Source organism: Shinella sp. NM-101 (assembly GCF_021401195.1).
Lineage (GTDB): Bacteria > Pseudomonadota > Alphaproteobacteria > Rhizobiales > Rhizobiaceae > Shinella.
The window spans coordinates 456,186-481,109 of the sequence record NZ_JACBFT010000001.1 but is presented as its reverse complement, the minus strand read 5'-3'; the positions used below and the strand labels follow the sequence as shown (position 1 = coordinate 481,109).

The 24,924-nt window shown below is 66.6% G+C and carries 18 protein-coding genes; 9 read left to right on the top strand and 9 right to left on the bottom strand.

The features are described 5' to 3' along the window. Positions 1-18 precede the first annotated feature (18 nt). From L0976_RS02330 to L0976_RS02320, 3 genes are read left to right on the top strand one after another with little or no spacing between them, the layout of a single operon-like run. The gene (locus L0976_RS02330) at positions 19-1,359 is read left to right on the top strand and encodes an efflux RND transporter periplasmic adaptor subunit (protein ID WP_234185906.1); all 1,341 of its coding nucleotides are present in this window, start codon (positions 19-21) and stop codon (positions 1,357-1,359) included. An 11-nt stretch (positions 1,360-1,370) separates the two neighbouring features. Then, positions 1,371-4,508: an efflux RND transporter permease subunit gene (locus L0976_RS02325; RefSeq protein WP_234185904.1), complete on the top strand. Its 3,138-nt coding sequence runs from the start codon at positions 1,371-1,373 to the stop codon at positions 4,506-4,508. A gap of 6 nt (positions 4,509-4,514) precedes the next feature. Further along, the gene (locus L0976_RS02320) at positions 4,515-5,138 is read left to right on the top strand and encodes a TetR family transcriptional regulator (protein WP_203319284.1); all 624 of its coding nucleotides are present in this window, start codon (positions 4,515-4,517) and stop codon (positions 5,136-5,138) included. Here L0976_RS02320 and L0976_RS02315 read toward each other — a convergent pair. The 4 genes from L0976_RS02315 to L0976_RS02300 are packed head-to-tail and all read right to left on the bottom strand — an operon-like array spanning position 5,130 to position 9,764. Further along, positions 5,130-5,372 (bottom strand): aminopeptidase, encoded by a 243-nt coding sequence (locus L0976_RS02315; RefSeq protein WP_234185902.1) that lies wholly within the window; start codon positions 5,370-5,372, stop codon positions 5,130-5,132. The two genes, L0976_RS02320 and L0976_RS02315, sit on opposite strands and share 9 nt — an antisense overlap. Next, a complete protein-coding gene (locus L0976_RS02310) occupies positions 5,373-6,605 on the bottom strand; it encodes an aminomethyltransferase family protein (protein ID WP_234185900.1) in 1,233 nt (410 codons plus the stop codon). Beyond that, positions 6,602-8,158 (bottom strand): NAD(P)/FAD-dependent oxidoreductase, encoded by a 1,557-nt coding sequence (locus L0976_RS02305; RefSeq protein ID WP_234185899.1) that lies wholly within the window; start codon positions 8,156-8,158, stop codon positions 6,602-6,604. The genes L0976_RS02310 and L0976_RS02305 overlap by 4 nt, the downstream gene beginning before the upstream one ends. Continuing rightward, the gene (locus L0976_RS02300; RefSeq protein ID WP_234185897.1) at positions 8,145-9,764 is read right to left on the bottom strand and encodes an NAD(P)/FAD-dependent oxidoreductase; all 1,620 of its coding nucleotides are present in this window, start codon (positions 9,762-9,764) and stop codon (positions 8,145-8,147) included. The genes L0976_RS02305 and L0976_RS02300 overlap by 14 nt, the downstream gene beginning before the upstream one ends. A 162-nt stretch (positions 9,765-9,926) precedes the next feature. Here L0976_RS02300 and L0976_RS02295 point away from each other — a divergent pair, with 162 nt between their 5' ends. Genes L0976_RS02295 through L0976_RS02285 form a run of 3 tightly spaced genes read left to right on the top strand, consistent with a single transcriptional unit; the run spans position 9,927 to position 12,562 of the window. Continuing rightward, entirely contained in the window at positions 9,927-10,745 is an 819-nt protein-coding gene (locus L0976_RS02295; protein WP_234185896.1) for a methyltransferase domain-containing protein, read from the top strand. Positions 10,746-10,786: 41 nt separating this feature from the next. Further along, positions 10,787-11,452: a TetR family transcriptional regulator C-terminal domain-containing protein gene (locus L0976_RS02290; protein ID WP_234186205.1), complete on the top strand. Its 666-nt coding sequence runs from the start codon at positions 10,787-10,789 to the stop codon at positions 11,450-11,452. Between the two features lie 27 nt (positions 11,453-11,479). Then, on the top strand, positions 11,480-12,562 hold the full coding sequence (locus L0976_RS02285) for an extracellular solute-binding protein (protein WP_234185889.1): 1,083 nt from the start codon (positions 11,480-11,482) through the stop codon (positions 12,560-12,562). A 13-nt stretch (positions 12,563-12,575) separates the two neighbouring features. Here L0976_RS02285 and L0976_RS02280 read toward each other — a convergent pair whose 3' ends face one another. The 3 genes from L0976_RS02280 to L0976_RS02270 all read right to left on the bottom strand — a co-directional run bounded on the left by L0976_RS02280 (position 12,576) and on the right by L0976_RS02270 (position 15,536). Next, entirely contained in the window at positions 12,576-13,670 is a 1,095-nt protein-coding gene (locus L0976_RS02280) for an ABC transporter ATP-binding protein (RefSeq protein WP_234186204.1), read from the bottom strand. Positions 13,671-13,797: 127 nt separating this feature from the next. Beyond that, positions 13,798-14,622: an ABC transporter permease gene (locus tag L0976_RS02275; RefSeq protein ID WP_234185887.1), complete on the bottom strand. Its 825-nt coding sequence runs from the start codon at positions 14,620-14,622 to the stop codon at positions 13,798-13,800. After that, positions 14,619-15,536, bottom strand: a complete 918-nt coding sequence (locus tag L0976_RS02270; protein WP_203319277.1) for an ABC transporter permease — start codon at positions 15,534-15,536, stop codon at positions 14,619-14,621. The genes L0976_RS02275 and L0976_RS02270 overlap by 4 nt, the downstream gene beginning before the upstream one ends. Before the next feature lie 257 nt (positions 15,537-15,793). Here L0976_RS02270 and L0976_RS02265 point away from each other — a divergent pair, with 257 nt between their 5' ends. Then, complete coding sequence (locus L0976_RS02265; protein WP_234185885.1) at positions 15,794-17,218, top strand: aminotransferase; 1,425 nt, start codon at positions 15,794-15,796, stop codon at positions 17,216-17,218. A 271-nt stretch (positions 17,219-17,489) separates the two neighbouring features. Here L0976_RS02265 and L0976_RS02260 read toward each other — a convergent pair whose 3' ends face one another. After that, on the bottom strand, positions 17,490-18,683 hold the full coding sequence (locus L0976_RS02260; protein ID WP_234185883.1) for an SRPBCC family protein: 1,194 nt from the start codon (positions 18,681-18,683) through the stop codon (positions 17,490-17,492). 355 nt (positions 18,684-19,038) lie between these two features. On the opposite strand from L0976_RS02260, the gene L0976_RS02255 reads away from it, so the two are divergent. Both L0976_RS02255 and L0976_RS02250 read left to right on the top strand, forming a co-directional pair. Next, positions 19,039-20,457: an amidase gene (locus L0976_RS02255; protein WP_234185881.1), complete on the top strand. Its 1,419-nt coding sequence runs from the start codon at positions 19,039-19,041 to the stop codon at positions 20,455-20,457. 251 nt (positions 20,458-20,708) lie between these two features. Beyond that, positions 20,709-21,908 carry a DUF2778 domain-containing protein gene (locus tag L0976_RS02250; RefSeq protein WP_234185879.1) on the top strand — a complete coding sequence of 400 codons (1,200 nt, stop codon included), beginning with the start codon at positions 20,709-20,711 and terminating at the stop codon, positions 21,906-21,908. 309 nt (positions 21,909-22,217) lie between these two features. On the opposite strand, the gene L0976_RS02245 is transcribed toward L0976_RS02250, so the two are convergent. Continuing rightward, on the bottom strand, positions 22,218-24,680 hold the full coding sequence (locus tag L0976_RS02245) for an ATP-dependent helicase (RefSeq protein WP_234185877.1): 2,463 nt from the start codon (positions 24,678-24,680) through the stop codon (positions 22,218-22,220). Between the last annotated feature and the right edge of the window lie 244 nt (positions 24,681-24,924).

The following is a 24,924-nucleotide window of genomic DNA, read 5'->3' as shown; positions in this document are numbered from 1 at the left end:
GTTTTGCCGACATCGCCTATGGAAGAACCCATGCGTTTCATGAGACCGATTTCGATTGCGACCTTTGGTGCCCTCTTGATCCTTGCCGGCTGCAAGGAAGAGCAGGCGCCGCAGGAGGGCTTTTCCTTCCCGCCGCCGCAGGTGGCCACCATCACCGTGAAGGCCGAGGACGTGCCGATCACCAACGACCTGCCGGGCCGCATCGCCGCGACCCGCACGGCGGAAGTGCGCCCGCGCGCCTCCGGCATCGTCGTCGAGCGCGTGTTCGAGCAGGGCTCGCTGGTCAAGGAAGGCGATGTTCTCTACCGGATCGATCCGGCGTCCTTCAAGGTGCAGGTCGACAGCGCCGAGGCGACGCTGCGCCGCGCCAAGGCCGTGCAGGCCCAGGCGAAGAACGACACCGTCCGCCAGGAACAGCTCAAGAAATCCAACGTCGCCTCCGCGCAGGCCTATGACGACGCCATCGCCAAGCTGGCGCAGGCCGACGCCGACGTGGCGATCGCCGACGCCGGCCTTGCGACGGCCAGGCTCAACCTCGAATATACCGATGTGAAGGCGCCGATCAGCGGCCGCATCGGCCGCGCCCTCATCACCGAGGGCGCGCTGGTTTCGGCCAACGGCACGGAAAACCTTGCGACGATCCAGCAGCTCGACCCTGTTTATGCCGACTTCACGCAGTCGGCGACCGATCTCATCCGCCTGCGCAAGGCGCTGCAGGACGGCGACCTGATGGCCGACAACAACTCGGCCGACGTCAAGCTCGTTCTCGACGACGGCTCGGACTATCCGCATCCGGGCAAGCTGCTGTTCTCGGAAGCCGCCGTCGACGAATCGACCGGCCAGGTGACGTTGCGCGGCGAATTCCCGAACCCGGACGGCGACCTTCTGCCCGGCATGTATGTACGCGTGCAGATCGAGCAGGGCATCGAGAAGGGCGCCGTGCTCGTGCCGCAGCAGGCCGTGCAGCGCGACGCCTCGGGCAGCGCGCTCGTCTATGTGGTCTCCGCCGACAACAAGGCCGGCACCCGTCCGGTCCGCGTCGGCCGCGCCGCCGGCACGCGCTGGGTCATCACCGACGGCCTGAAGGACGGCGAGAAGATCATCGTCGAGGGCTTCCAGAAGGTCCAGCCCGGCGGCGAGGTCGTTCCGTCGGAATGGGACCCGAATGCCGTTGCCAACGCCGCCCAGAAGCCCGCCGAGGAAGGGGCCGCGGAAACCGGCACGGATGCCAAGGCCGAGGGCGCCGCCCCGGCCGGTGACGCTGGCAAGGCCGCGGGCGGCAACGAGGCCGCCAAGCCGGGCGATGCCGGCAAGGCCGAAGGCGGCGACGATGCCGCCAAGACCGAGCAGGCAAAGTAAGGATCCGCACGATGCCCAGTTTCTTCATCGACAGGCCGATCTTCGCCTGGGTCGTCGCGATCTTCATCATGATCGCCGGCGCCATCTCCATTCCCCTGCTGCCGATCGCGCAGTATCCGGACGTCGCCCCGCCGCAGATCTCGGTCTCGACCTCCTATGCCGGCGCGTCCTCGCAGGATACCTACCAGAGCGTCACCAAGCTCATCGAGGACGAGCTGAACGGCGTCGACGGCATGCTCTATTTCGAGTCGACCTCGAGCGCTGCCGGTTCGGCCGACATCAACATCACCTTCGCGCCGGGCACGGACCCGAGCCAGGCCTCGGTCGACGTGCAGAACCGCATCAGCCGCGTGGAGCCGCGTCTGCCCGACTCGGTCCGCCGCCAGGGCGTGCAGGTGGAGGAGGCCGGCTCCGGCTTCCTGCTGATCGTCTCGCTCACCTCCACCGACGGCTCGATGGACGCCATCAGCCTCGGCGACTATCTCAACCGCAACATCCTGTCGGAAATCCAGCGCGTGCCCGGCGTCGGCCGTGCGCAGCTCTTCGCGACGCAGCGCTCCATGCGCATCTGGCTCGATCCGGCCAAGATGCTCGGCCTGAACCTCACGGCCTCGGACGTGACCGCCGCCGTGCAGGTGCAGAACGCGCAGATCGCCGCCGGCAGCATCGGCGCCCAGCCGAACCCGATCACCCAGCAGATTGCGGCTCCCGTCAACATCAAGGGCCAGCTCACGACGCCGGAGGAGTTCGGCTCCATCGTGCTGCGCGCCAATGCGGACGGCTCGGCCGTGCGCCTGCGCGACGTGGCGCGCATCGAGGTGGGCGGGGAGACCTATTCGTTCTCCACGCGCCTCAACGGCCAGCCGTCGGCCGCCATCGGCGTACAGCTCTCGCCGACCGGCAACGCCATGGCGACGTCGGAAGCCATCAAGGCGCGCATGGACGAGCTGGCGCAGTTCTTCCCGCCGGGCCTCGAATATTCGATCCCCTACGACACCTCGCCCTTCGTGAAGGTGTCGATCGAGAAGGTCCTGCACACGCTGCTCGAAGCCGTCGGCCTCGTGTTCCTCGTGATGTTCCTGTTCCTGCAGAACATCCGCTACACGATCATCCCGACGCTCGTCGTGCCCGTCGCGCTGCTCGGCACCTGCGCCGTGATGTATGCCATGGGATTCTCGATCAACGTCCTGACCATGTTCGCGATGGTGCTCGCCATCGGCATTCTCGTGGACGATGCGATCATCGTCGTGGAGAACGTCGAGCGCATCATGTCGGAGGAGGGGCTGCCGCCGAAGGATGCGACCCGCAAGGCGATGAAGCAGATCACCGGCGCCGTCATCGGCATCACGCTGGTGCTCGCCTCGGTGTTCATCCCGATGGCCTTCTTCCCCGGCGCGGTCGGCGTCATCTACCAGCAGTTCTCGCTGACGATGGTCGTGTCGATCCTGTTCTCGGCCTTCCTCGCCCTGTCGCTGACCCCGGCGCTGGCCGGCAGCTTCCTGAAGCAGGTTCCCAAGGGACACCATCACGAAAAGCGCGGCTTCTTTGGCTGGTTCAACCGCGGCTTCGACAAGACGTCGCGCGGCTACAGCGGCTCCGTGGGCTGGCTGGTGCGCCGCGCCGGACGCTTCATGATCATCTATCTCGCGATCCTCGCGGGCCTCGGCTACATGTTCATGAAGCTGCCGTCGTCGTTCCTGCCGGACGAGGACCAGGGCTTCGTGATCGTCATGATGCAGCTTCCTTCCGAAGCGACCGGCCACCGTACCGACGAAGTACTCTCGCAGACCGAGAAGATCTTCGGCCAGGAGCCGGCGGTCGACACCATCGTCGGCATCAACGGCTTCTCGTTCTTCGGCGCGGGCCAGAATGCCGGCCTTGCCTTCGTGACGCTGAAGGACTGGTCGGAGCGCGGGCCGGACAACGCGGCGCAGGCGATCGCCGGCCGGGCGACGATGGCGATGAGCCAGATCAAGGATGCGATCAGCTTCGCGCTGTCGCCGCCGCCGATCCAGGGCCTCGGCACGACGGGCGGCTTTTCCTTCCGTCTGCAGGATCGCGCCGGTCTCGGCGCGCCGGCGCTTGCCGCCGCGCGCGACCAGCTCCTCGGCCTTGCCGCCCAGAGCAATGTCGTGCAGGGCGTGCGCTTCGACGGCATGCCGGACGCCGCCCAGGTCAATATCGTGATCGATCGCGAGAAGGCGAACACCTTCGGCGTCACCTTCGCCGACATCAACTCGACGATCTCGACCAACCTCGGCTCGACCTATGTCAACGACTTCCCGAATTCCGGACGCATGCAGCGCGTGACGGTGCAGGCGGACCAGAGCGAGCGCATGCAGGTTGCGGACCTCCTCAACCTCAACGTCCGCAACTCCAAGGGCGGCATGGTGCCGATCTCGGCCTTTGCGACCGCGGAGTGGGTCAAGGCGCCGACGCAGACCGTGGGCTACAACGGCTATCCGTCGATCCGCATCAGCGGCGACACCAAGCCGGGCTTCTCCACGGGCGATGCGATCACCGAGATGGAGCGGCTCGCAGGCCAGCTTCCGCCGGGCTTCGGCTACGAGTGGACGGGCCAGTCGCTGCAGGAAATCCAGTCCGGCTCGCAGGCGCCGATCCTCATCGCGCTGTCGTGCCTCCTGGTGTTCCTGTGCCTTGCGGCGCTCTATGAAAGCTGGTCGATCCCGTTCGCGGTCATCCTCGTCGTGCCGCTCGGCGTGATCGGCGCGGTCATCGCGGTGACGCTGCGCGACATGTCGAACGACGTGTACTTCAAGGTGGGCCTCATCGCGATCATCGGCCTTTCGGCGAAGAACGCGATCCTGATCATCGAGTTCGCCAAGGAGCTGATGGCCGACGGCCGGTCGCTGATCGAGGCGACCATCGAGGCCTGCCACCTGCGGTTCCGCCCGATCCTGATGACCTCGCTCGCCTTCACGCTCGGCGTGCTGCCGCTGGCGATCGCCACGGGCGCGAGCTCGGGCAGCCAGCGCGCCATCGGCACCGGCGTCATGGGCGGCATGATCACCGCCACCGTGCTCGCCGTCTTCTTCGTGCCCGTCTTCTTCGTCTTCGTGATGAAGCTGTTCGGCTACGGGAAGAAGAAGAAGGAGGAGCCGGCTCCGGCCGCAAGCCCGGCGGAGTAGGCCGCCATGCGCCGGACCAAGGCAGAGGCCGAGGAAACCCGCCAGCAGATCCTGCTGGCGGCGGAACGGGTCTTCTACGAAAAGGGCGTCTCCCATGCCTCCATGGAGGATGTGGCGCGCGCCGCGGGGGTGACCCGCGGCGCCATCTACTGGCACTTCGCCAACCGGGCGGACCTCGTGCTGGAACTCTACGATTCGCTCCCCCTGCCGCAGGAAGACCTGATCGCCCGCGAACTGGAGGCGGAGAATGTCGACGTGCTCGCCGTCCTGGAGCGGGTCGGCAAGCAGTGGATCGAGCTGCTGGCCGAGGACGAGCACCGCCAGCGCATCCTGTCGATCCTCCTGCGCTGCGACGTCACTGGCGAGTTCGCCCGGATCTCCGAGCGCCAGAACGATATCGACGACGAGCATATGCAGGCGCTGGAGGCGGCCTTCGCCAAGGCGCAGAGGCAGGGCCGGCTCTGCGCCTGCTGGACGCCGCGCTCGGCCGCGTCCCTTCTGCGCTGGGTCATCAAGGGCCTTTGCTCGGAATGGCTGCTGTTCGGCCGCCGGTTCGACATCGCGAGCGAGGGCAAGGAGGCGTTGCGGCGGCTGTTCCTCACCTATGCCGCGCACACGCCGTCAGGCTGAGCGATAGGCCTTGAGGCGCTCGATCCAGTCCGCGCCGACCTGCCAGCGCCGGAGGACCGAGACGGGATCCTCACCGTCCAGCCGCGAGCAGATGCGGTAGATTTCCAGCACTTCCGGTGCCATATCGCCGCGCTGGCAGAAATACATCGCCGCCGCATAGCGTGCGCGCCCGGACCATTCGGGACCGGGCGGCGTTGTGATGATCTCCCAGTTGCGGCGGGTTTCCTCGTCCATCTATCGCAGGCCCGGCGGGGTCGCCGTGCGGCGCGCGAGCTTGACGAAGGGGCGCGGCACGATCTTCGCGCGCTTCATCATCTTCTGGTATTTCAGCTCGCGCAACGCGTAGATCTCCACCCAGAGATCGTCGGTGAATTTCGATCCGTACGGCCGTTCGAGGCTGGCGATGGCGATGTTGCGCTTGGCCGTGGGCGACCAGATCGCGGCGGTGACGAGGCCCGCCTCGTGCTTTTTCCGATGATAGACGATGGCGTGCTCGGCGGGGATATTCCCTTCGATTTCAAGGCCGACGAGGATGTGCTTCAGAGTTTGATTCCGCCGCGCGTCAAGGATCGCCCGGCGCCCGTTGAAGTTCGGCTTGTCGGGGTCGACCAGCCAGTCGAGGCCGATCTCGTCGGGCATGCGCACCCGGTCGGCGCGCAGCGCCGCCTCGGCGGTCACGAAATCCGCATTGGCGACGATGAAGCCGGCCTCGATGCGCGTCTGGTTGAGCGCGCCGTAGCCGATGGCGCGGATGGCGTGCGGCTGGCCGGCGGCCCACAGACGGTCCCAGAAGGAAAGGGCCTTCGCGCGCGGCACGAACAGTTCGTAGCCGAGATCGCCGGTGAAGCCGGTGCGCGAGACCGTCACCCCGGCGTCCTCGTGCGGGAACGCGGCGATGTCGAAGGGTTTCAGTCTCTCCACGCCGGCAAAGCCGGCATCGCGCAGCACCGCGTAGCTGGTCGGGCCCTGAAGGGCGAGGCCGGCGATCTCCTCCGTCTCCTCGCTTATGTCGATGCAAAAGCCGAAGGCGCTGTCGAGCAGCCAGGGCAGGTGTCGCTCCTGGCAGCAGAGGCGGAATTCCTGGTCGGCAAGGCGGAAGAGCGTGCCGTCGTCCAACACATGGCCGTGGTCGTCGCACCAGGCGGTGTAGTGCACGCGGTTGACGGCGAGCTTCCTGACGTCACGAAGCGTCAGGCGGTTTAGGTAGCGTTCGGCATCGGGGCCGGTGATGCGGTATTTCACCATCGGCGAGATGTCGAAGAGGGCGGCGGTGGAGCGGATGGCGAAATATTCGAGCTCGCCGTCGAAGAGCGAGTGCGGCGCCTTGTAGCCGGCCCAGTCGTACCAGTCGTTCACTTCGCTCAGTGCTGTCAGCCGCGCGTGGAACGGCGTTTCGAGGCGCGGGGTGCGGATATGGTCGCGGGCGGCGCGGCGCAGGTCCGCGGCGGATTTCGTCATGGCGTTCATGCCCTTTCTCCCGAAAGGATGTGGCGGGCCGCGTTCCAGCCGGGAAGGCCGGAAATGCCGCCGCCCGGATGCGCGCCGGCGCTGGCGAGATAGAGGCCCTCGATGGGCGTCGTGTAGCCGGAGGCCGCGCCGGTCGGGCGGTTGACGAGCAACTGGTCGGCCTGCAGCTCGCCGTGATGCCAGTGGCCGCCGGGCAGGTTGTATTCCGCCTCGATGTCGACCGGCGTCATCAGGCTCGCCGCGACGACAGACGTGCCGATGCCGGGTGCGTGGCGTTCCAGCGTCTCCAGCACGATCCTGAGGAAGGCAGGCTTGCCTGTTTCCCAGCCCGCCTTGAGCCGGTAGGGCGCATATTGCACGAGGGCGGACAGCGTGCAGCCGCCGGCCGGCGCGAGCGCGGGATCGGCAAGGCTCGGCAGCGTGATCTCCATCACCGGGTCGGGGGAGAATTCGCCGTATTTCGCCGGGTTGAAGGCCGTCTCGACCTGTTCCATCCCGCGCACCAGCACGATGCGGCCGCTGCGGGCCTCGGCCGGAAGGCCTTCGAAGCTGGGGATGCGGTCCAGAGCGAGGTCCAGCTTGGCGACGTTGCCGAAGCTGCGCACGTTCCTCACCGAGCGCACGAAGCCGGTGCCGCTTTCGGCGGGGTCGACGAGGTGGAGGAAGGTCGTCTGCGGATGGATGGCGGAGACGACGACCCGGGTGGCGATCTCGGTGCCGTCGCTGGTGACGATGCCGCTCGTCCGGCCGCGGTCGACGAGGATGCGGCCGACGGGTACGCTGCAGCGAATGGTGACGCCGGCCTTTTCGGCGGCGCGCACGAAGGCGGGCGCGAGCGAGGCCATGCCGCCGGCCGGCACGAACTGACCGCCGGCCCTGCCGGCGGCGTCGCCCGTCAGGCGATAGTAGAGGCCGAGCAGGGAGGTCGGCGAGCGGGGGCCGAGATGGATGCCAAGCGTGGCGTCGAAGGCGAGAAGGCCCTTCAGCCTGTTGTCGGCGAGATATTCGTCGGCGACGTCGGCGACGTTCATCAGCAGCATGCGCAGGAAATCGCGGCCCTCGCCGCGCCCCTTGCGGATCAGGCTGAAGCCGGTCGCGGCGAAGGTCGAGAGGTCGCCAAGCGAGATGGCGCCGATCTGCGGCGGCGGGCGGCGCAGGAAGCGCTTGAGGATAGCCGCCTGAAAGACGAGCTTGCCGCGCAGCGCGGCGAAGGCGGCTTCCTCCTCGGCGGTGACGCCGTCGATGGTTTCGCCATAGGCGCCGTTGAGGGTGACGCCCCGGCCGCTGCCGTCGAGCACCGTGGTCGGCAACAATGCGTCACCGCCCGCAAGGTCGAAGCCGATGTCGCGGGCGACCGCGCCATCGAGCCGGTTGACGAGATGGGCAAGGCCGGCGGAGCGGAAGCCCGGCGCGAATTCCCGGCCGCGCGCCGCGCCGCCCGGCGCGTCCGCCGCTTCCAGCACCAGGACCTTGTGGCCGCTTCTGGCGAGGCAGGTGGCGGCGGCGAGGCCGTTATGGCCGGCGCCGATGACGATGGCATCAAACGACGTCATGGGCTTTGCTCATCTGGTCGGCGGGACGCTTCAGGTCGCGCAGGATCTCGGCGGCGGCATTGCGGCCGGGCGCGCCCATGACCCCGCCGCCCGGATGGGTGGAGGAGCCGCACATATAGAGTCCGTGGATCGGGCTGCGGTACTGGGCATAGCCCGGCACGGGCCGGTTGAAGAGCAACTGGTCGAAGGTGAGTTCGCCCTGGAAGATGTTGCCTTCGGTGAGGCCCACCTCGTTCTCGATCTCACGCGGCGTGCGCACTTCCATATGCACGATGCGGTCGCGGAAGCCGGGAGAATAGTCGGCGATCTGGCCGATGACGGTCTCGGCGAAGGCGTCGCGGTCCGCATCCGTCCACTCCCGGCCCTCGACCTTCGGCGGGCAATACTGCACGAAGCAGCTCATGAAGTGCTTGCCGGGCGATGTCATGGTCGGATCGAGCAGGGTGGGGATCATCATGTCGAGGAAGGGATCGGCCGACCAGCGCCCGGCCTTCCAGTCGTCGTATCCGCGCTCCATGCGCTCGATCGAGTCGGTGAAATGCATGTCGCCGCGGATGCAGGTGGAGCCTTCGGGCAGGGCCGGGAATTCCGGCAGGCTGTCGAGCGCGATGTTCACCTTGCCGGAGGAGCCGCGCATCTTGAAGTGCCTGACCCGGTGGACGAATTCGCCGGGCAGGCTGTCCTCGTCGACGAGCTTGAGGAAGGTGCGCTTCACATCGGCATTGGAGACGACGAGATCGGCGCGGATCTCGTCGCCGTTCGCCAGGACGACGCCGGTGGTGCGGCCGCCGCGCGTCAGGATCTTCGAGACCTCGGCATCGGTGCGGATCGTGCCGCCGGAGGCCCGGAAGGAGCGGGAAAGCGCCTCGGTCACCGCGCCCATGCCACCGCGCGCATAGCCCCAGGCGCCGACGGAGCCGTCCACCTCGCCCATATAATGGTGGAGCAGGACATAGGCCGTGCCGGGCGACATGGGGCCGAGCGCTGTGCCGATGATGCCCGACAGCGCGAGATAGGCCTTGATGACGTCGGTCTCGAAATATTCGTCGAGGAAGTCGGAGATCGACATGGTCCAGAAGCGCAGCGTCTCGGCCATTTCGTGCGGGCTGAACGCGCCGAATTTTTTCGCGAGATAGAGGAGTTCGGAAATGTCGCGCGGGCGGAAGCCGAAGGGATCGGGCGCGGTGCGCATCAGGAGCGGCTGGATGAAGCGGCACTGGCGCGTCACGTCACGGGCATAGCGCTCGTAGGCTTCCGCGTCGCGCCTGGAGTAGCGGGCGAATTCGCGGCGGTGGCTGTCGTGGTCGCGGTAGGAGGCGAGGTAGTCGCCGTCGCGGGTGAACACCGCGCCGCCCTCATAGGCGATGACCTGGAGGCCGTGCCGGGGCAGTTCCAGATCGCGCATGATCTCCGGCCGGAAGAGGGAGCAGACATAGGAGCAGTTGGAGTAGAGGAAGCCGGGCGTCAGCTCGCGGCTGGTCGCCGCGCCGCCGACCCAACCGTTCTTCTCCACGACGAGCACGTCGAGGCCGGCGCGCTGGAGATAGCAGGCCGTGACCAGCCCGTTATGGCCGCCGCCGACGATCAGGGCATCGTACTTGCGCATCTTGACGTCTCCCTTGCTTCAGAAAGCTGCATCAAAAGCAAAATGTTGTCCAGATATTCTGAATGATCATTCAGCAAGTATATTGCAATCGCCTGATTATGCGCTAGAATTTCGTTCCACGGAAAAGCGCGCCGGCCACGCGGCCACGAGAGCGGGAAAGCCATGATGGCGAGGGGTGAGCACGGTGCGGCGGCGGAGCCGGAATATGACGAGGCGGCGATCCGCTTCCTCGCGGTGATGTGGGGCGAGGGCTATCTTTCGCCGGGCGGGCCGCAGGAGGTGGACCGCGTGCTTTCGGGCATCGATCTCAAGGACAGGTGCGTGCTCGATTTCGGCTGCGGCGCGGGCGGCATCACACTGCACATCGCCAGAACCCATCGGCCGGCCGGGATCGTCGGCTACGACGTGGAGCGGCCGGTCGTCGACCGGGCCGTTGCGGCGGCGGATGCAGCGGGGCTTTCCTTCATCGCGCGCTTCGTTTCGAGCCCGACGAGACGCCTGCCGTTCGGCGACGGCGAATTCGACGTGGTCTTTTCCAAGGATGCGATGATCCATGTCCCGGACAAGGAGGCGCTGTTTGCCGAGCTCTACCGCGTGCTGAAGCCCGGCGGCGTCCTTGCCGCATCCGACTGGCTGATCGGCCATGACGGCGCGCCGAGCGCGGACATGCAGGCCTATATCGCCGCCGAGGGGCTGAGCTTCGGCATGGCCTCCGCGCGCCGCTATCTCGCGGCCATGGCGGCGGCCGGTTTCGTCGACTGTGCCGCCGAGAGCCGCAACGCCTGGTATCGGGACGTGGCGCGCGGTGAACTGGAGCGCCTGAAAGGCCCGCTGCGTGCGCAGGCCGCGGCGGCGGTCGGCGAGGCCTATGTCGAGAAGAACATCCGCACCTGGACGGCCATGCAGAAGGTTCTTGACAGCGGGGAGCATTGTCCCGCTCATCTGCGCGCCAGCAAGCCGGCTTCGGGAGTTCGCCCGTGACCGTTCTGCTGAAAAATCCCAGGGGCAAGGTGACGGTCAAGATGCGGGCAGACGGGGCTGAACAGGGCTCGGGCGACGGCGGGAAGCGGGGGCGCAAGGCTTCCAAGGAAACGAGGCGGCAGCAGCTCATCGAGGCGACGATCGATTCGCTCGCCCGGCGCGGCTATTCCGACACCACGCTCGCGGATGTCGCCGACGGCGCCGGCCTTTCCCGCGGCATCGTCAACTTCCATTTCGAGAGCAAGGACAACCTGCTCGTCGCCACGCTGCAATACATGTCCGAGGAATATGCGGACCACTGGAACGCGGCGCTGGACAAGGCGGGGCCGAGCCTTGCCGGCCGCCTCTGGGCGCTGATCCATGCCGATTTCGACCGCAAGATCTGCACCAAGCGCAAGCTGGCCGCCTGGTGCGCCTTCTGGGGCGAGGCCAAGTCGCGGCCGACCTACCAGGCGCTGTGCGGCGCGCGCGACGTCAAGTACCAGGAAACGGTGATCTCGCTGTGCGCCGACCTCAAGGCCGAGGGCGGCTATGGCTATGAGCCGGAGCCCATGGCGCTTTCGCTCTGCGCCATGCTGGAGGGCCTGTGGCTGCGCCTGATGATGGGCGACGGCACGACGCGGGAAAAGGCGCTGGAGGCGGCCATCGCCTTCGTCGCCATCGCCTTCCCGCAGCATCTGACGATCCAGGGACCAAAACCACGATAGGGAACCCGAAACGGGAAGGAGCACGGCATGAAGACGATCGATAAGGCCAGGACTTGCACCACGGTGGGCCTTGCCGCCCTCCTTGCCCTCGGCACCGCGCTTCCCGCCCTTTCCGCCGACACGCTGACCGTCTTCGACTGGTCCGGCTACGAGGACCCCGCCTTCCACTCCGCCTATACGCAAAAGCACGGCGGCGAGCCCGACTTCTCGTTCTTCGGCGACGAGGAGGAGGCGTTCCAGAAGCTGCGCTCCGGCTTCAAGGCGGATCTGGCGCATCCCTGTTCGCAGAGCGTCGTGAAGTGGCGGGAGGCGGGCCTGCTGGAGCCGCTCGACACGGCCAAGCTCGCGTCGTGGAACGACATCCTGCCGAACTTCAAGGCGATGAAGAACCTGATGACCTCCGAGGACGGGACGGCCTGGTTCATTCCCTTCGAATGGGGCAACACGGTGCTGACCTACCGCACGGACACGGTGAAGCCCGAAGAGGTGGCCTCGCTCAAGGCCTTTGCCGACCCGACGTTCAAGGACCGCGTCTCGATCGGCGACAATGTCGACGACGCCTATGCGCTGGCGAGCCTCGCCATCGGCCTCAAGGACTGGACGGCGATGACCGACGCGCAGTTCCAGGAGGCCTCCGCCTTCCTGCGCGACGTGCACAAGAACGTGCGGCTCTACTGGACCGACAACACCGACCTCAGCCAGGCCATGGCGAGCGGCGAGGTCGATCTCGCCTGGGCGTGGAACGAGACGGCGACGACCCTTCAGGCCGAGGGCCAGCCGGTCGCCATCAAGAAGGATACGCAGGAGGGGCTCTCCACCTGGGTCTGCGGCTATGTGCGGCTGAAGGGCGGGGAGGGCAGCACGGATCGCGCCTACGACTACCTCAATGCCGTGACCGAACCTTCGGTGGCCGCCTATATGGTGGAGAACTGGGGCTACGGCCATTCCAACGCCAAGGGCATGGCGGCGGTCGATCCGGCGATCCTCAAGGACAAGGGCTATGCCGACGTCGACGCCTTCGTCGCCAACACGCTCTTCCAGTCGCCGATGCCGACGGAACTGAGGCAGAAGATGATCGCCGAATTCGAGAAGATCAAGGCGGGGTATTGAGAGGCGCCGCTTTTTACACCCGCGATATTGGCGGGTCCTCCGCCAGCAGCACGAAGGCGTCCGGATCGTAGGCAAGGCGGATCTCCGCGCCGATCGGCAGGTCGTCGGCGCCGTAATTGTTCGTCTCGACCATGGAGAGCGGCTGTTCCAGCCCGTCGATGCCGACCGTCAGGTGGGTGACCTCGCCGAAATAGGCGCGGTTCTCGATGCGGCCGGCAAGCTCGTGCGGCGCGCGCTCGTCGTCCCACAGAAGACGCAGGCGCTCCGGGCGGATGCCGACGGTGACGTGGCCGTCGGTGGCGGCAAAGCCGTGCGGCTTGTCGAGACTGACGGCACCGAAGCGGGCGGCATCGACCGAGACGGCATTGCCCTGTTCACCGAGCACCTTCGCCCTCAGGAAATTCATGCCGCCGAGGAAATCGGCGACCTTGCGCGTGCGCGGGTGCTGGTAGATTTCCTTCGGCGCGGCGACCTGGGCGATGCGGCCGCCGAACATGACGGCGATGCGGTCGGAAAGGGCGAGCGCCTCGTACTGGTCATGCGTGACGAGGACGAAGGTGATGCCGACGGCCTTCTGCAGCGTGCGCAGTTCCACCTGCATTTCCTCGCGCAGCTTCTTGTCGAGCGCAGACAGCGGCTCGTCGAGCAGCAGCACCTTCGGGCGCATGACGAGGGCGCGGGCGAGCGCCACGCGCTGGCGCTGGCCGCCGGAAAGCTCGTGCGCCTTGCGCTGGCCGAGGCCGGAAAGGCGCACCTGGTCGAGCGCGTCGCCGACGCGCTTCCTTTCCTCCTCCGGCGCCAGCTTCAGCCGCTTCAGCCCGTAGGCGACGTTTTCCGCGACGTCGAGATGGGGGAAGATGGCGTAGCTCTGGAACACCATGTTGGTCGGCCGCCTGTTCGGCGGCAAGGCGAGGCACGGCACGCCGTCGATGTAGATCTCGCCCGTCGTCGGCGTCTCGAAGCCGGCGATGGAGCGCAGGAGCGTGGTCTTGCCGCAGCCGGAGGGACCCAGCAGCGAGAAGAACTCGCCCTCGCTTATGGACAGCGACACGTCGTCGAGCGCCTTGTAGATGCCGTAGAACTTCGACACGTCCTGGATCTCGATCATCGCGCGGTCGGGCATTGGCGGCTCCTGGAGCATTTCCGGCCGAAGCGGATTCGATCCGGCGTCGGACAATGCGGTTAAGACAAAAAGCCAGAGGATTTCCGGTGAACCGGAGTTCACCGCAAACTCTCTAGGGCAGCATGAGGGCCATTTGCGTGCGGCGTTCGGCACGGCGGCGCAGGACTTCGGCAAGGGTTAGCATGAGGATGGAGGCCACGAGCATGATCGTGCCGAGCGCCAGAACGCCGGGCAGCTTGGCGGCAAAGCGAAGCTGGCCCCAGATATAGACCGGCAGCGTCGGCTCGGTGCCGGAGAGGAAGAAGGCGAGTATGAACTCGTCGAGCGAGATGGTGAAGGTGACGAGGAGGCTGGAGACGATGGCCGGCGCCACCACCGGCAGCGTCACGCGCCGGAAGGTGCCGAGAGCGGTCTCGCCGAGGTCACAGGAGGCTTCCTCCAGGCTCCGGTCGAAGCCCTCGAAGCCGGAGACGAGCACCGACATGGCATAGGGCACGCAGAACACGGTCTGGCCGAGGATGACGGTGACGAGCGAGAGTTCCGCGCCGAGCGCCAGCACGATCATCAAAAGCGAGACCGCGACGATGATCTCCGGCAGGAAGAGCGGCGCCATGATGAGGCCGGATGCCGCCCGCTGGCCGCGGAAGCGGTAGCGCGTGATGGCGCGGGCAGCGCAGATGCCGAGGACGGTGGAGAGCAGCGAGACGCAGATGCCGACGACCAGGCTGTTCCGCGCCGCCTGCAGCATGGCCGAGTTGCCGGCGAGCGAGGCGTACCATTTCGTGGTGAAGCCGGCGAGCGGGAAGGTGGTCGTCACCGCATCGTTGAAGGAGAAGACCGGCAGCAGCAGGATCGGCAGGTAGAGGAAAAGGAAATAGACGGCGACATAGGCCGGCAGGAAGGGAAGCACGCGCAGGCGCTGCGTCAGGAGGCTCATCTGATCCTCCGCACGGCGAACCTGAGGGCGAGCACGACGGCGGCGGCCGTCAGCGAGACGAGCACCATGGTCGTCACCGACAGGGCGGCGCCGAGCGGCCAGTTGGCGCCCTTGCCGAACTGCGCCTGGATCGCCGTCGCGATCATCACGCCGTCCTTGCCGCCCACGAGGCGCGGCGTCACGTAGTCGCCGACGGTCGGGATCATCACGATCAGGAAGGCGGAGATGACGCCGGGCAGCGACAGCGGCAGGGTGACGCGAAGGAAGGCGCGCATGCGGCTGTCGCCGAGGTCGCGCGCCGCCTCGATCAGCGTGCGGTCGACCTTCTGCAGCGAGACGTAGATCGGCAGGATGGCGAAGGCCGCCCAGCTGTGCACCAGCGTGATGACGACGGCGTTGGAATTGTAGAGCAGCGAGGTCAGCGGCTTGTCGATGAGGCCGACCGAGATGAGGCCGGTATTCAGGACGCCGCCATAGCCGAGGATGACCTTCCAGGACATGACGCGCAGCAGGTAGCTCGTCCAGCAGGGCACGGTGATGAGGAAGAGCCAGAGGTTCCGGTGCACCCCGCCGTGGAAGGAGATGAACCAGGCGACGGGATAGGAGAAGACGACGGTGACGATGCTGACCGCCAGCGAGATCCACAGCGACCGGACGAAGAGGTCGCGGTAGATCGGTTCCGTCAGCGCCTGCCGGTAGTTTTCCAGCGTGAAGGTGCGGTCGATGTCGAGATAGTCCTGGGTCCAGAAGCTGTAGGCGATGACGATGAGGACCGGGAGAAAGAGCAGCGCCAGCGCATAAAGGAAGGTCGGCGAGATCATGGCGAGGCCGCGGGCCTCTTCGCTCCGCATCCAGGCCCGGTGCCTGGCGGGAGAGGGCGTTCCAGCGATCGTATCGAACGCCGTTGCCGTCATCGGACGAAACCTTCGCGACGACAACTCTCATGGAGCGTGAGGTTTTCCATTCCCATGTCCGGCGCCTTTTCGGCTTGCGCGCGTCCCTTGCGGGCGGCGTCTCTGTTCCCTGGTGCCAACATGCGCCCAAATCCCCGTTGAAATCAAGCCCCACTTCTGCGATATTGATTGAACGAACATTCAATATGATGGAAAAATGTTAGAACTTTCATATTGTTGCTCCGGGAATATTTCTTAGAATCCTGATGGAGACGAACATGGCGGCAATTGCGAAGGCCGGGGACGAGGGCGGGCGCGCGGAGGGCGCGGCGGCCGACGAGCTGACCCGGCTTGCCGAGCGCCATCTGGTGCAGCCCTGGCCGGTGTCCGGCTCCATCGGCGCGGAGGCGCGCGGGCGCATCGAGGCGGGCGACGGCATCTACGTGACGGACGCGGCCGGCCGCCGGCTGATCGACGGTCCCGCCGGCATGTGGTGCGTCAATGCCGGGCATCGCAACAGGGCGCTGGCCGACGTGATGGCCACGCAGGCGATGGAGCTTTCCTACAATTCGCCGTGGTACACGACGAACGCGCCGTCCGCCGTGCTCTCGGCGCGGCTGGCGGGCCATGCGCCCGAGGGCGTCGACCATGTGTTCTACACGACGGGTGGTTCCTCGGCGGTGGAGACGGCGCTGCGCTTCATGCAGTTCGCCAACAATGTGAAGGGGCGGCCGGAGAAGAAGCTGATCGTTTCCCGGCAGGGCGGCTACCATGGCTCGACCTACCTGTCCGCCTCGCTCAACGGCCGGCCGCGCGACCATGACTGGATGGACAGCGCCGGTGATCTCGTCGTCAAGCTCTCCTGCCCGGACCCGTTCCGCCGGCCGGCCGGCATGAGGGTCGGGGCCTTCTGCGACTTTCTCGTCGAAGAGCTCCGGGCGGTCATCGAGGAGAGGGGGGCGGACAGGATCGGCGCCTTCATCGCCGAGCCCGTCATGGCCTCCGGCGGCGTCATCGTGCCGCCCGCCGGCTATCTCGAGCGCATGCACGCGCTTTGCCGCGCAAACGACATTCTCTTCATCGCCGACGAGGTGGTGACGGCCTTCGGCCGCCTCGGCCACGTCTTCGCCTCGAAGGACGTCTTCGGCATCGAGCCCGACATGATCACCTTCGCCAAAGGCGTGACGTCGGGTTACTTCCCGCTCGGCGGGGTGATGATCGCCGGGCGGCTCTTCGAGGAGCTGCGCCGCTCGAACCATTCCGAGGCGATGTTCGCGCACGGGCTCACCTATTCCAGCCATCCGGTCGGCTGCGCGGTGGCGCTGAAGAACCTCGACCTCCTGGAAGGCGGGCTGCTGGAGCATACGCGGACGGTTTCGGACCATTTCCAGCGGAGCCTCAAGGCGCTTGAGGACCTGCCGCTGGTCGGCGAGGTGCGCGGGCTGGGGCTGATGGCCTGCGTCGAATGCGTCGCCGACCGCGACAGCAAGAACCCGCTGACGCTCGACCTCGAAGTCGGCAAGCGCATCGACCGGCACTGCCAGGACCTCGGCCTTCTGGTGCGCCCGCTCATCAACATGTGCGTGATGTCGCCGCCGCTGACCATCTCGACGGCGCAGATCGACGACATGGCGGCGATCCTGCGCCGGGGCATCGAGCTGACAATGGACGATCTTGCCCGCGAGGGGCTGTGGAAGGGCTGAGCCCTTCCACGGATGGCTTGCTTGGAGCAACCATTGCCCGGTCCAGTCGTTCGAGCCCGCGAATGTGGCCTGCGGCTTGTTGACAAGCCTCGCCCTGCCCACCACCGCCATCCTCGGCCTTGTGCCGAGGACCCGCTAAAGCATTGACAAATAAAGACGTTGCAGATGCTCGGGACAGGCCCGAGCATGGCGAAAGAGACGTTGTCGCACTTTGCCAGCAGTCTGGAGGCCCGCGAATGCGGGCCTTTTTTGCAGTCGGTGTATTTTTCGATCAGCCTTTCAGGCCGGCATTGATGTCCGCCATGTCCTTTTCCTCCGGCGCATCCTTCACGTTCACGACCGGCAGGACGCGGCGCAGGTGGTCGTGGTGGGTGCGCACGCCGTATTCGAGGTCGGAGAGGTAGAAGCCGGCGAAGGCGGCAGAGGTCATGGCCTCATTCGACCAGACGGTGAGCTGAACGTCCTCGGCCTGCGTGTCGCGGTCGATGCGGAAGGCGAGGTAGCGGGCGAGGCGGTGCGCGCGGTCCTCGTCGCGGTATCGATAGACGCCGCCGCGCAGCAGGGTCCTGCCCACCGCGACGGGGAATTCCTGGTAGAACTGCACGGTTTCCGGCGTGACGGCGATGACGCAGTTCGGGAAGAGGCCGAAATAGATCCAGGCCCTGCGCAGGCGCTCGGGAAGCCGCGTGTTGTCAGGCGAGATCCTCACGTAGTTGCGCACGCTCCAGCGCCGGCCGGCATGCGGATTGTAGGTCGCGAAGGAGCGGCAGAGGCCGTCGACGAAGGGCTCGTCGTAATAGGTGGAGCCGTAGAGATCCTGCAGGGCCGGGTGGGCCATGGCGACGTGGTAGCCCTCGTTGTCGACGTCGCGCACGGATTTCCAGTTGACAGGCGTTTCCTGCGTCCAGATGCCGCCCGCCGGCACCATCTCCTGCGGCCGGTAGTGCGACAGTTCCTCCTCGAAGGGCTTCATCAGTTCGGCGACGGGGGGCTGCGGCCCGGGAGCGAAGCGGATGAAGACGAAGCCCTGCCAGATCTCGCATTCCAGCGGCTTCAGCGCGAATTCGTCCTTGTCGAGCGGCGGGAAGCTGCGGGGGCGGGCGGCGCCGCGCAGCGTGCCGTCGAGATTGTAGACCCAGCCGTGGAACGGACAGACGAGCGCGTTGCGGCACGCCCCCTTCTCATCCGCGACGAGGCGGGAGCCGCGATGGCGACAGATATTGTGGAAGGCGCGCACGGCGCCGTCCTGCCCGCGCAGGATGAGCGCGCGTTCGCCGACGACGTCCATGGCAAGATAGTTGCCGGGCTCGGGAATGTCGGAGACATGGCAGGCGATCTGCCAGTGTTCGCGGAAGACATGCTGCCTTTCCAGCTCCAGCAGGGCGGGGCTATGGTAACACCAGCCCGGAAGTCCGCTCCTGTCCCAGTCGTCAGGAACGCTGATGTCGCGGATCATCTCGTTCATCCTGTTCCCCATATCTTGCTGAACGTTCATTCAATGTAAGCACATTTACCGTTCAAAAGGAATAGGTTGCGAGATCGTCCTACTTGCGCAGGGGCAAAATCCGGACCGTCGGCGGCGGGGCAGGGCAGGTTTTCGGCGAAAAACCGCGCCGGTTCCGATGCTTGACGGCAGGTCTTCACGCGGCTGATGGCTGCCCCGCTCGCAGGCGTACATGGCTTCCGGCGTCGAAAGGCTCGCCGCAGGCGCCCGCGGAAATCGACGGCCGGGCCTGTCGCGGGCGGCAGCGATGACGCCGGGCTGGCGCTGCCCTGCCGCGCCTGCTAGCTCTTGCATCAGACGATTGCCGGAGCCGACCTTGCAGGACATCACCGACCTTTCCGCCCTTTCCCTTTCCGCCGCCATCACCGCGTGCCGGCTGGACTGCCGTACCGTCATGGCCGCCTACCTGTCGCGCATCGAGGCGATCAACCCGCGCATCAACGCCATCGTCAGCCTGCGCCCGGCCGAGGTGCTGCTTGCCGAGGCGGAGGAGGCCGACCGGGCGCTTTCCGCCGGGGACTATCGCGGCTGGCTGCATGGCGTGCCCTTCGCGGTGAAGGACCTTTCCGAGGCCAGGGGCATCCTGTGCTCCTTCGGCTCGGCGAACTATGCGGACTTCGTGCCCGACTACGACGACATCCATGTCGAGCGCATCCGCGCGGCCGGCGCCATCGTCATCGGCAAGACCAACGCGCCGGAAATGGGTCTCGGCTCGCACAGCTACAACCCGGTCTTCGGCGTCACCCGCAATCCCTACGACACGACGAAGAGCGCCGGCGGTTCCTCCGGCGGGGCGGCGGCCGGGCTGGCGGCGCGGTTGCTGCCGGTCGCCGACGGCAGCGACATGATGGGATCGCTGCGCAATCCCGCCGGCTTCAACAATGTCGTCGGTTTCCGCCCGTCCTTCGGCCGGGTGCCCTCGCTCGGCAACGAACTCTTCCTCGGCCAGCTCGCCGTCAACGGCCCGATGGGGCGAAGCGTCGCCGACGTTGCGGCGCTTTTGGCCACGCAGGCCGGATACGATCCGCGCGACCCGCTGTCGCTGCCCGGCGAGGACCTGGCGCTGGATAAAGGCTGCGACCTCTCGGGCGCCCGCATTGGCTGGCTCGGCGATTTCGACGGCTATCTCGCCTTCGAGCCGGGCGTGCTGGAGCTCTGCCGCGCCTCGCTCGACGTCTTCCGTCGGCTCGGCTGCACAGTGGAGGCGGTGGCGCCGGGCTTCGACATGGCGCGGCTCTGGCAGGTCTGGCGCACGCTGCGCCATTTCCTCGTCTGCGGCGGGCAGGCGGCCGACTATGCCGACCCGCAGCGCCGGGCGCGCATGAAGCCGGAGATGATCTGGGAGATCGAGAACGGCCATGGCCTTTCGGCGGCCGAGGTCCACGCCGCCTCGCTCGGGCGCAGCGACTGGTACCGCCATGTCGCCGGTCTCTTCGAAACCTACGATTTCCTGATCCTGCCTTCCGCGCAGGTCTTTCCCTTCGCGGCGGAACTGGACTGGCCGAAGGCGATCGCCGGGCGGACGATGGATACCTATCATCGCTGGATGGAGGTGGTGATCGGGCCGACGCTCGCCGGTCTTCCCGTCGCGGCCATGCCGGCCGGGTTCGGGGAAAACGGGCTGCCGGCCGGCATCCAGATCATCGGTCCCGCGCGCTCCGACCGGGACGTGCTCGCCGCTGCCGCCGCCTATGAAGGGGCGACCGACTGGCTCGCCCGGCATCCCCAATTCTAGCGAGTGCGGGCATCCGGACACGCGAGCGCCGCATTTTTGTGAAAGGCACGCCTTGCCGGGTTTCGAGGACCGCCCGGCACACCCCTTCAAAAACACGAGGCGCCGTTTAGGAATTGCTTACCATATTTCGTCATTCTTTGCTCGTTCGGCAGAGGCCCGGGACGGACGGTCCCGACTGCCGCCAGCGTAAAGGCTTCCGGAGTTTTTGTTCCGCGGCCGCGTCGAGTAACGAGTATCGGGTAACGAGTATCATGGCGTCTGTCAGCAATTCCACGCGTTCCGCGTCGAAATCCCGTCGGGGCCGTTCCGGGGGCATCCTTCTCAGCGCATTGGTCGCCTGCGGCATCGTCGCCGGATCCGCCTGGGCCGTCGTCTCGACGCTCGGCGCGATGCGGGACGCGGCGACCTCGCTATCCGAGGGCCGCAAGGACATCGCCGCCACCCTTCACGTCATATCGCCCGGCGTGGAAAGCAACCAGCCGGAGCGCGTCATCAAGGTCGCGAAATTCTCGCGCCTCTCCCCGCCCTCCGAAAGCGAAATCCGCCAGAAGCAGCTCACCGCCGAGGCGATCCAGGCCGCGCACCAGCGCAAGATTTCCATCCAGCTCGCCTCCGCCGTCAAGCGCGAGAAGGCCAAGGCAATGATGATCGAGGCAGCCTTCGCCCGCGCAGAGCGCTCGGTGGAGCAGGAAAAGGCCGTAAGCGGCCAGCCCGCGCTGGTGACCGCGCTGCTGCCCGACAATTCCCCCCGCAAGGACCTCCAGCCCTTCGGCCTCGTGATGAAGAAGACGGAGGCGGAGGAGGACGACGAGGATATGATCCTCGGTGAGATCCCGCTGCCGGAGGCCCGGCCGGCGCTGGAAACCGTCACCATCGAGCGCAAGCCGGCGGAGGAAAAGCCTGCCCCGCGCATCGCCCGTGAAAAGACCAGGGACAAGGACGAGGACGTCGCCATCGTCAAGCCGGAGCGTTCGCTCTTCGGCGGCCTCTTCTCGGGCAAGAGCGGCAGCGGCTGGCCGGGCAAGGGCACGCGCGTCGCCGTCTACGACGTGTCCAACGCGACCGTCTACATGCCCGACGGCACGAAGCTGCGCGCCCATTCCGGCATCGGCAAGATGCGCGACAATCCGGACTACGAGCACGTCAAGATGAACGGACCTACGCCGGCCGGCGTCTATCGGTTGAAGATGCGCGAGCGCCGCTTCCACGGTGTCGAGGCGATCCGCATGCTCTCCGTCGACGGGCGCGATCCGAAGAACCGCACGGGCCTGCTCACGCACACCAATCTCCTGCGCAACCAGAAGGGCTCGCACGGCTGCGTCGCCTTCCAGAATTACGAACCCTTCCTCAATGCCTTCAAGCGCGGCCATGTGACGATGCTCGTCGTCGTGCCGGAAATGCCGTCGTCCCGCACGCAGCTCGCCGCGCTCTACCGCAAGGCCGGGGTGTAAAGGCTGCTTCCCAAATCCCTCCCCGCGAAGGGGAGGGACTTGACGTGCCGAGCCCTTCGCATTCGACGGGCAAGACTCCTGCCGCAATTTCCTCTGTGAAGGGAAATCACCGCCTCATCTTCCTTCTCCCCAGCGGGGAGAGGTGCCGGCAGGCGTATGAGGGGGACGCCGAAGGCGCGAAAATTCAAGATTTTCCGTGGGGTGTCGCCTCATTCAAACCTTCGCGCCACCTTTCCCCGCCGGAGAGAAGGAAAGGAAGGGAAGGGAAGCCGAATCCTATCGTAACGCCCGCCTTTGGGCGCGTGCCGATCACACCCGCTCGACGAAGCCGTCGAGCACGCGCTTCTGGCCGGCGCGGTCAAAATCGATCGTCAGCTTGTTGCCTTCGACCGCCGCCACGTTGCCGTTGCCGAATTTCAGGTGGAAGACCCGGTCGCCGATCGAAAATTTCGACGGCTCGCTCGTGGTCGACTTGGCGACCAGCTCGCCCTCGATGGTGCGGCCGCGCGGGCCGCTTTCGCCATAGCCGATACGCTCGACCGCGTGGCCGGAGCGTGAGCCCCAGTTGTCCCGCGTCGCATCCGTGCGGTTCGCCTGCGCGCGCCGCCAGCCGGGTGTCGAATAGGCGTTCTGGAAGGGCTCCTGCTTGTCGAAGCGCGACTGGCCGTAGCCGCCGCGGCCGTAACCGCCATAGGATTGCTCCACCTCGGCCACTTCCACATGGCTTTCCGGCAGTTCCTCGAGGAAGCGGGAGGGCAGGGTGGATTGCCAGAGTCCGTGGATGCGCCGGTTCGAGACGAACCAGATATGGCAGCGGCGTTTCGCCCGCGTGATGCCGACATAAGCGAGGCGGCGTTCCTCCTCCAGCCCGGAGCGGCCGCCCTCGTCGAGCGCGCGCTGGTGCGGGAAGAGGCCTTCCTCCCAGCCGGGCAGGAAGACGGTCTCGAATTCGAGGCCCTTGGCCGAATGCAGCGTCATGATCGAGACGGCGTCGAGGTTCTCGTTCTGCTCGGCGTCCATGACGAGCGAGACGTGCTCCAGGAAGCCGCGCAGGGACTCGAAGGCTTCCATAGACCGGATCAGTTCCTTGAGGTTTTCAAGGCGTCCCGGCGCTTCGGCCGACTTGTCGGCCTGCCACATGGCGGTATAGCCGCTCTCGTCGAGGATCTGCTCGGCAAGCTCGGTGTGCGGCATCGTCTCCAGCAGCGACTGCCAGCGGCGGAAATCGGCGACGACGTCGAACAGCGCCTTGCGCGCCTTCGGCTTCAGTTCGTCCGTCTCGACGATGTCGGCGGCGGCGGCGAGCATGGGGATGTCGCGGGCTCGCGCATAGTCGTGCAGGTTGCGGATCGTCGTGTCGCCGAGGCCGCGCTTGGGCGTGTTGACGATACGCTCGAAGGCGAGGTCGTCGGCCGGCTGGCTGACGAGGCGGAAATAGGCGAGCGCGTCGCGAATCTCCAGCCGCTCGTAGAAGCGCGGGCCGCCGATGACGCGGTAGTTGAGGCCGAGCGTGACGAAGCGGTCTTCGAATTCGCGCATCTGGAAGGACGCGCGCACGAGGATCGCCATGTCGTTCAGCTTGTGCTCCCTGCGCTGGAGCTGCTCGATCTCCTCGCCGACGGCGCGGGCTTCTTCCTCGGAATCCCAGGCGGCGTGCACCACGACCTTGTCGTCGTCGGGATCGTGCCTTTCGGTGAAGAGCGTCTTGCCAAGGCGGTCCTCGTTGTGGGCGATCAGGTGGCCGGCGGCGCCGAGGATATGGGCGGTGGAGCGGTAGTTGCGCTCCAGCTTGATGACCCTGGCGCCCGGAAAATCCTTCTCGAAGCGCAGGATGTTGTCCACCTCCGCGCCGCGCCAGCCGTAGATCGACTGGTCGTCGTCGCCGACGCAGCAGACGTTTTGCGGCGTGCCCTTGGGGCGCTGGGCGAGGAGGCGCAGCCACATATATTGCGCGGTGTTGGTGTCCTGGTACTCGTCGACCAGGATGTAGCGGAACTTCTGGTGATATTCGGCCAGCACGTCTGGATTGGCGCGGAACATGCGGATCGGGTGCAGCAGCAGGTCGCCGAAATCGCAGGCGTTCAGCGTCTTCAGGCGGTTCTGGTAGGCGACGTAGAGTTCACGGCCCTTGCCGTTGGCGAAGGCGCGCGCGTCGCCCTCCGGGATCTGCGCGGGGTCGAGGCCCTTGTTCTTCCAGGTGTCGATCATGCCGGCGAACTGCTTCGCCGGCCAGCGCTTGTCGTCGATGCCCTCGGCCTGGAGGATCTGCTTGATCAGGCGCACGACGTCGTCGGTGTCGAGGATCGAGAAATCCGACCTGAGGCCGACGAGCTCGGCGTGACGGCGCAGGAGCTTGACGCCGATGGAGTGGAACGTGCCGAGCCAGGGCATGCCCTCGACCGCGCCGCCGACGAGGAGGCCGATGCGCTCCTTCATCTCGCGCGCCGCCTTGTTGGTGAAGGTCACCGCGAGGAGCTGGCTGGGAAAGGCGCGGCCGGTGGCGAGGATATGGGCGATGCGGGTGGTGAGCACGCGCGTCTTGCCGGTGCCGGCGCCAGCGAGCACCAGAACGGGTCCGTCCAGCGTCTCGACCGCCTCGCGCTGCTCGGGATTGAGGCCGGAGAGATAGTCCGGCGCCCGGTGGGCATCGCGGGCCGCCATGGCGCGCGCGGCGATGCCGAGGCCGCCGGCGGGCTTGGCCGGCGCCGCGGGCTTGCCGCCGAGCTGCGGGTCCTCGTCGAAGAAGGGAATGTCGTCGTAACCGCTGATCATGCGGCTCAATGTAGTGATTCGGTCCCGAAAGGCCAGTTTTCCGTTCTGCTTTTATTCCACGGGGAAGAACGACGGCCGAAAGATTGTGGAAACCGCGGCCGTTCAGGCCTTGGCGGGGCCGACGTCGAAGACGCCGTCCACGGGCGCCTCTGGGTTTGTCGCCGGCCGGCTGCGCCAGGGCGCGGCGGGAGAGGATTTCCCCGTCTTTTCTTACGCTTCGGTAATGGACCGGCGCTGCAATCTT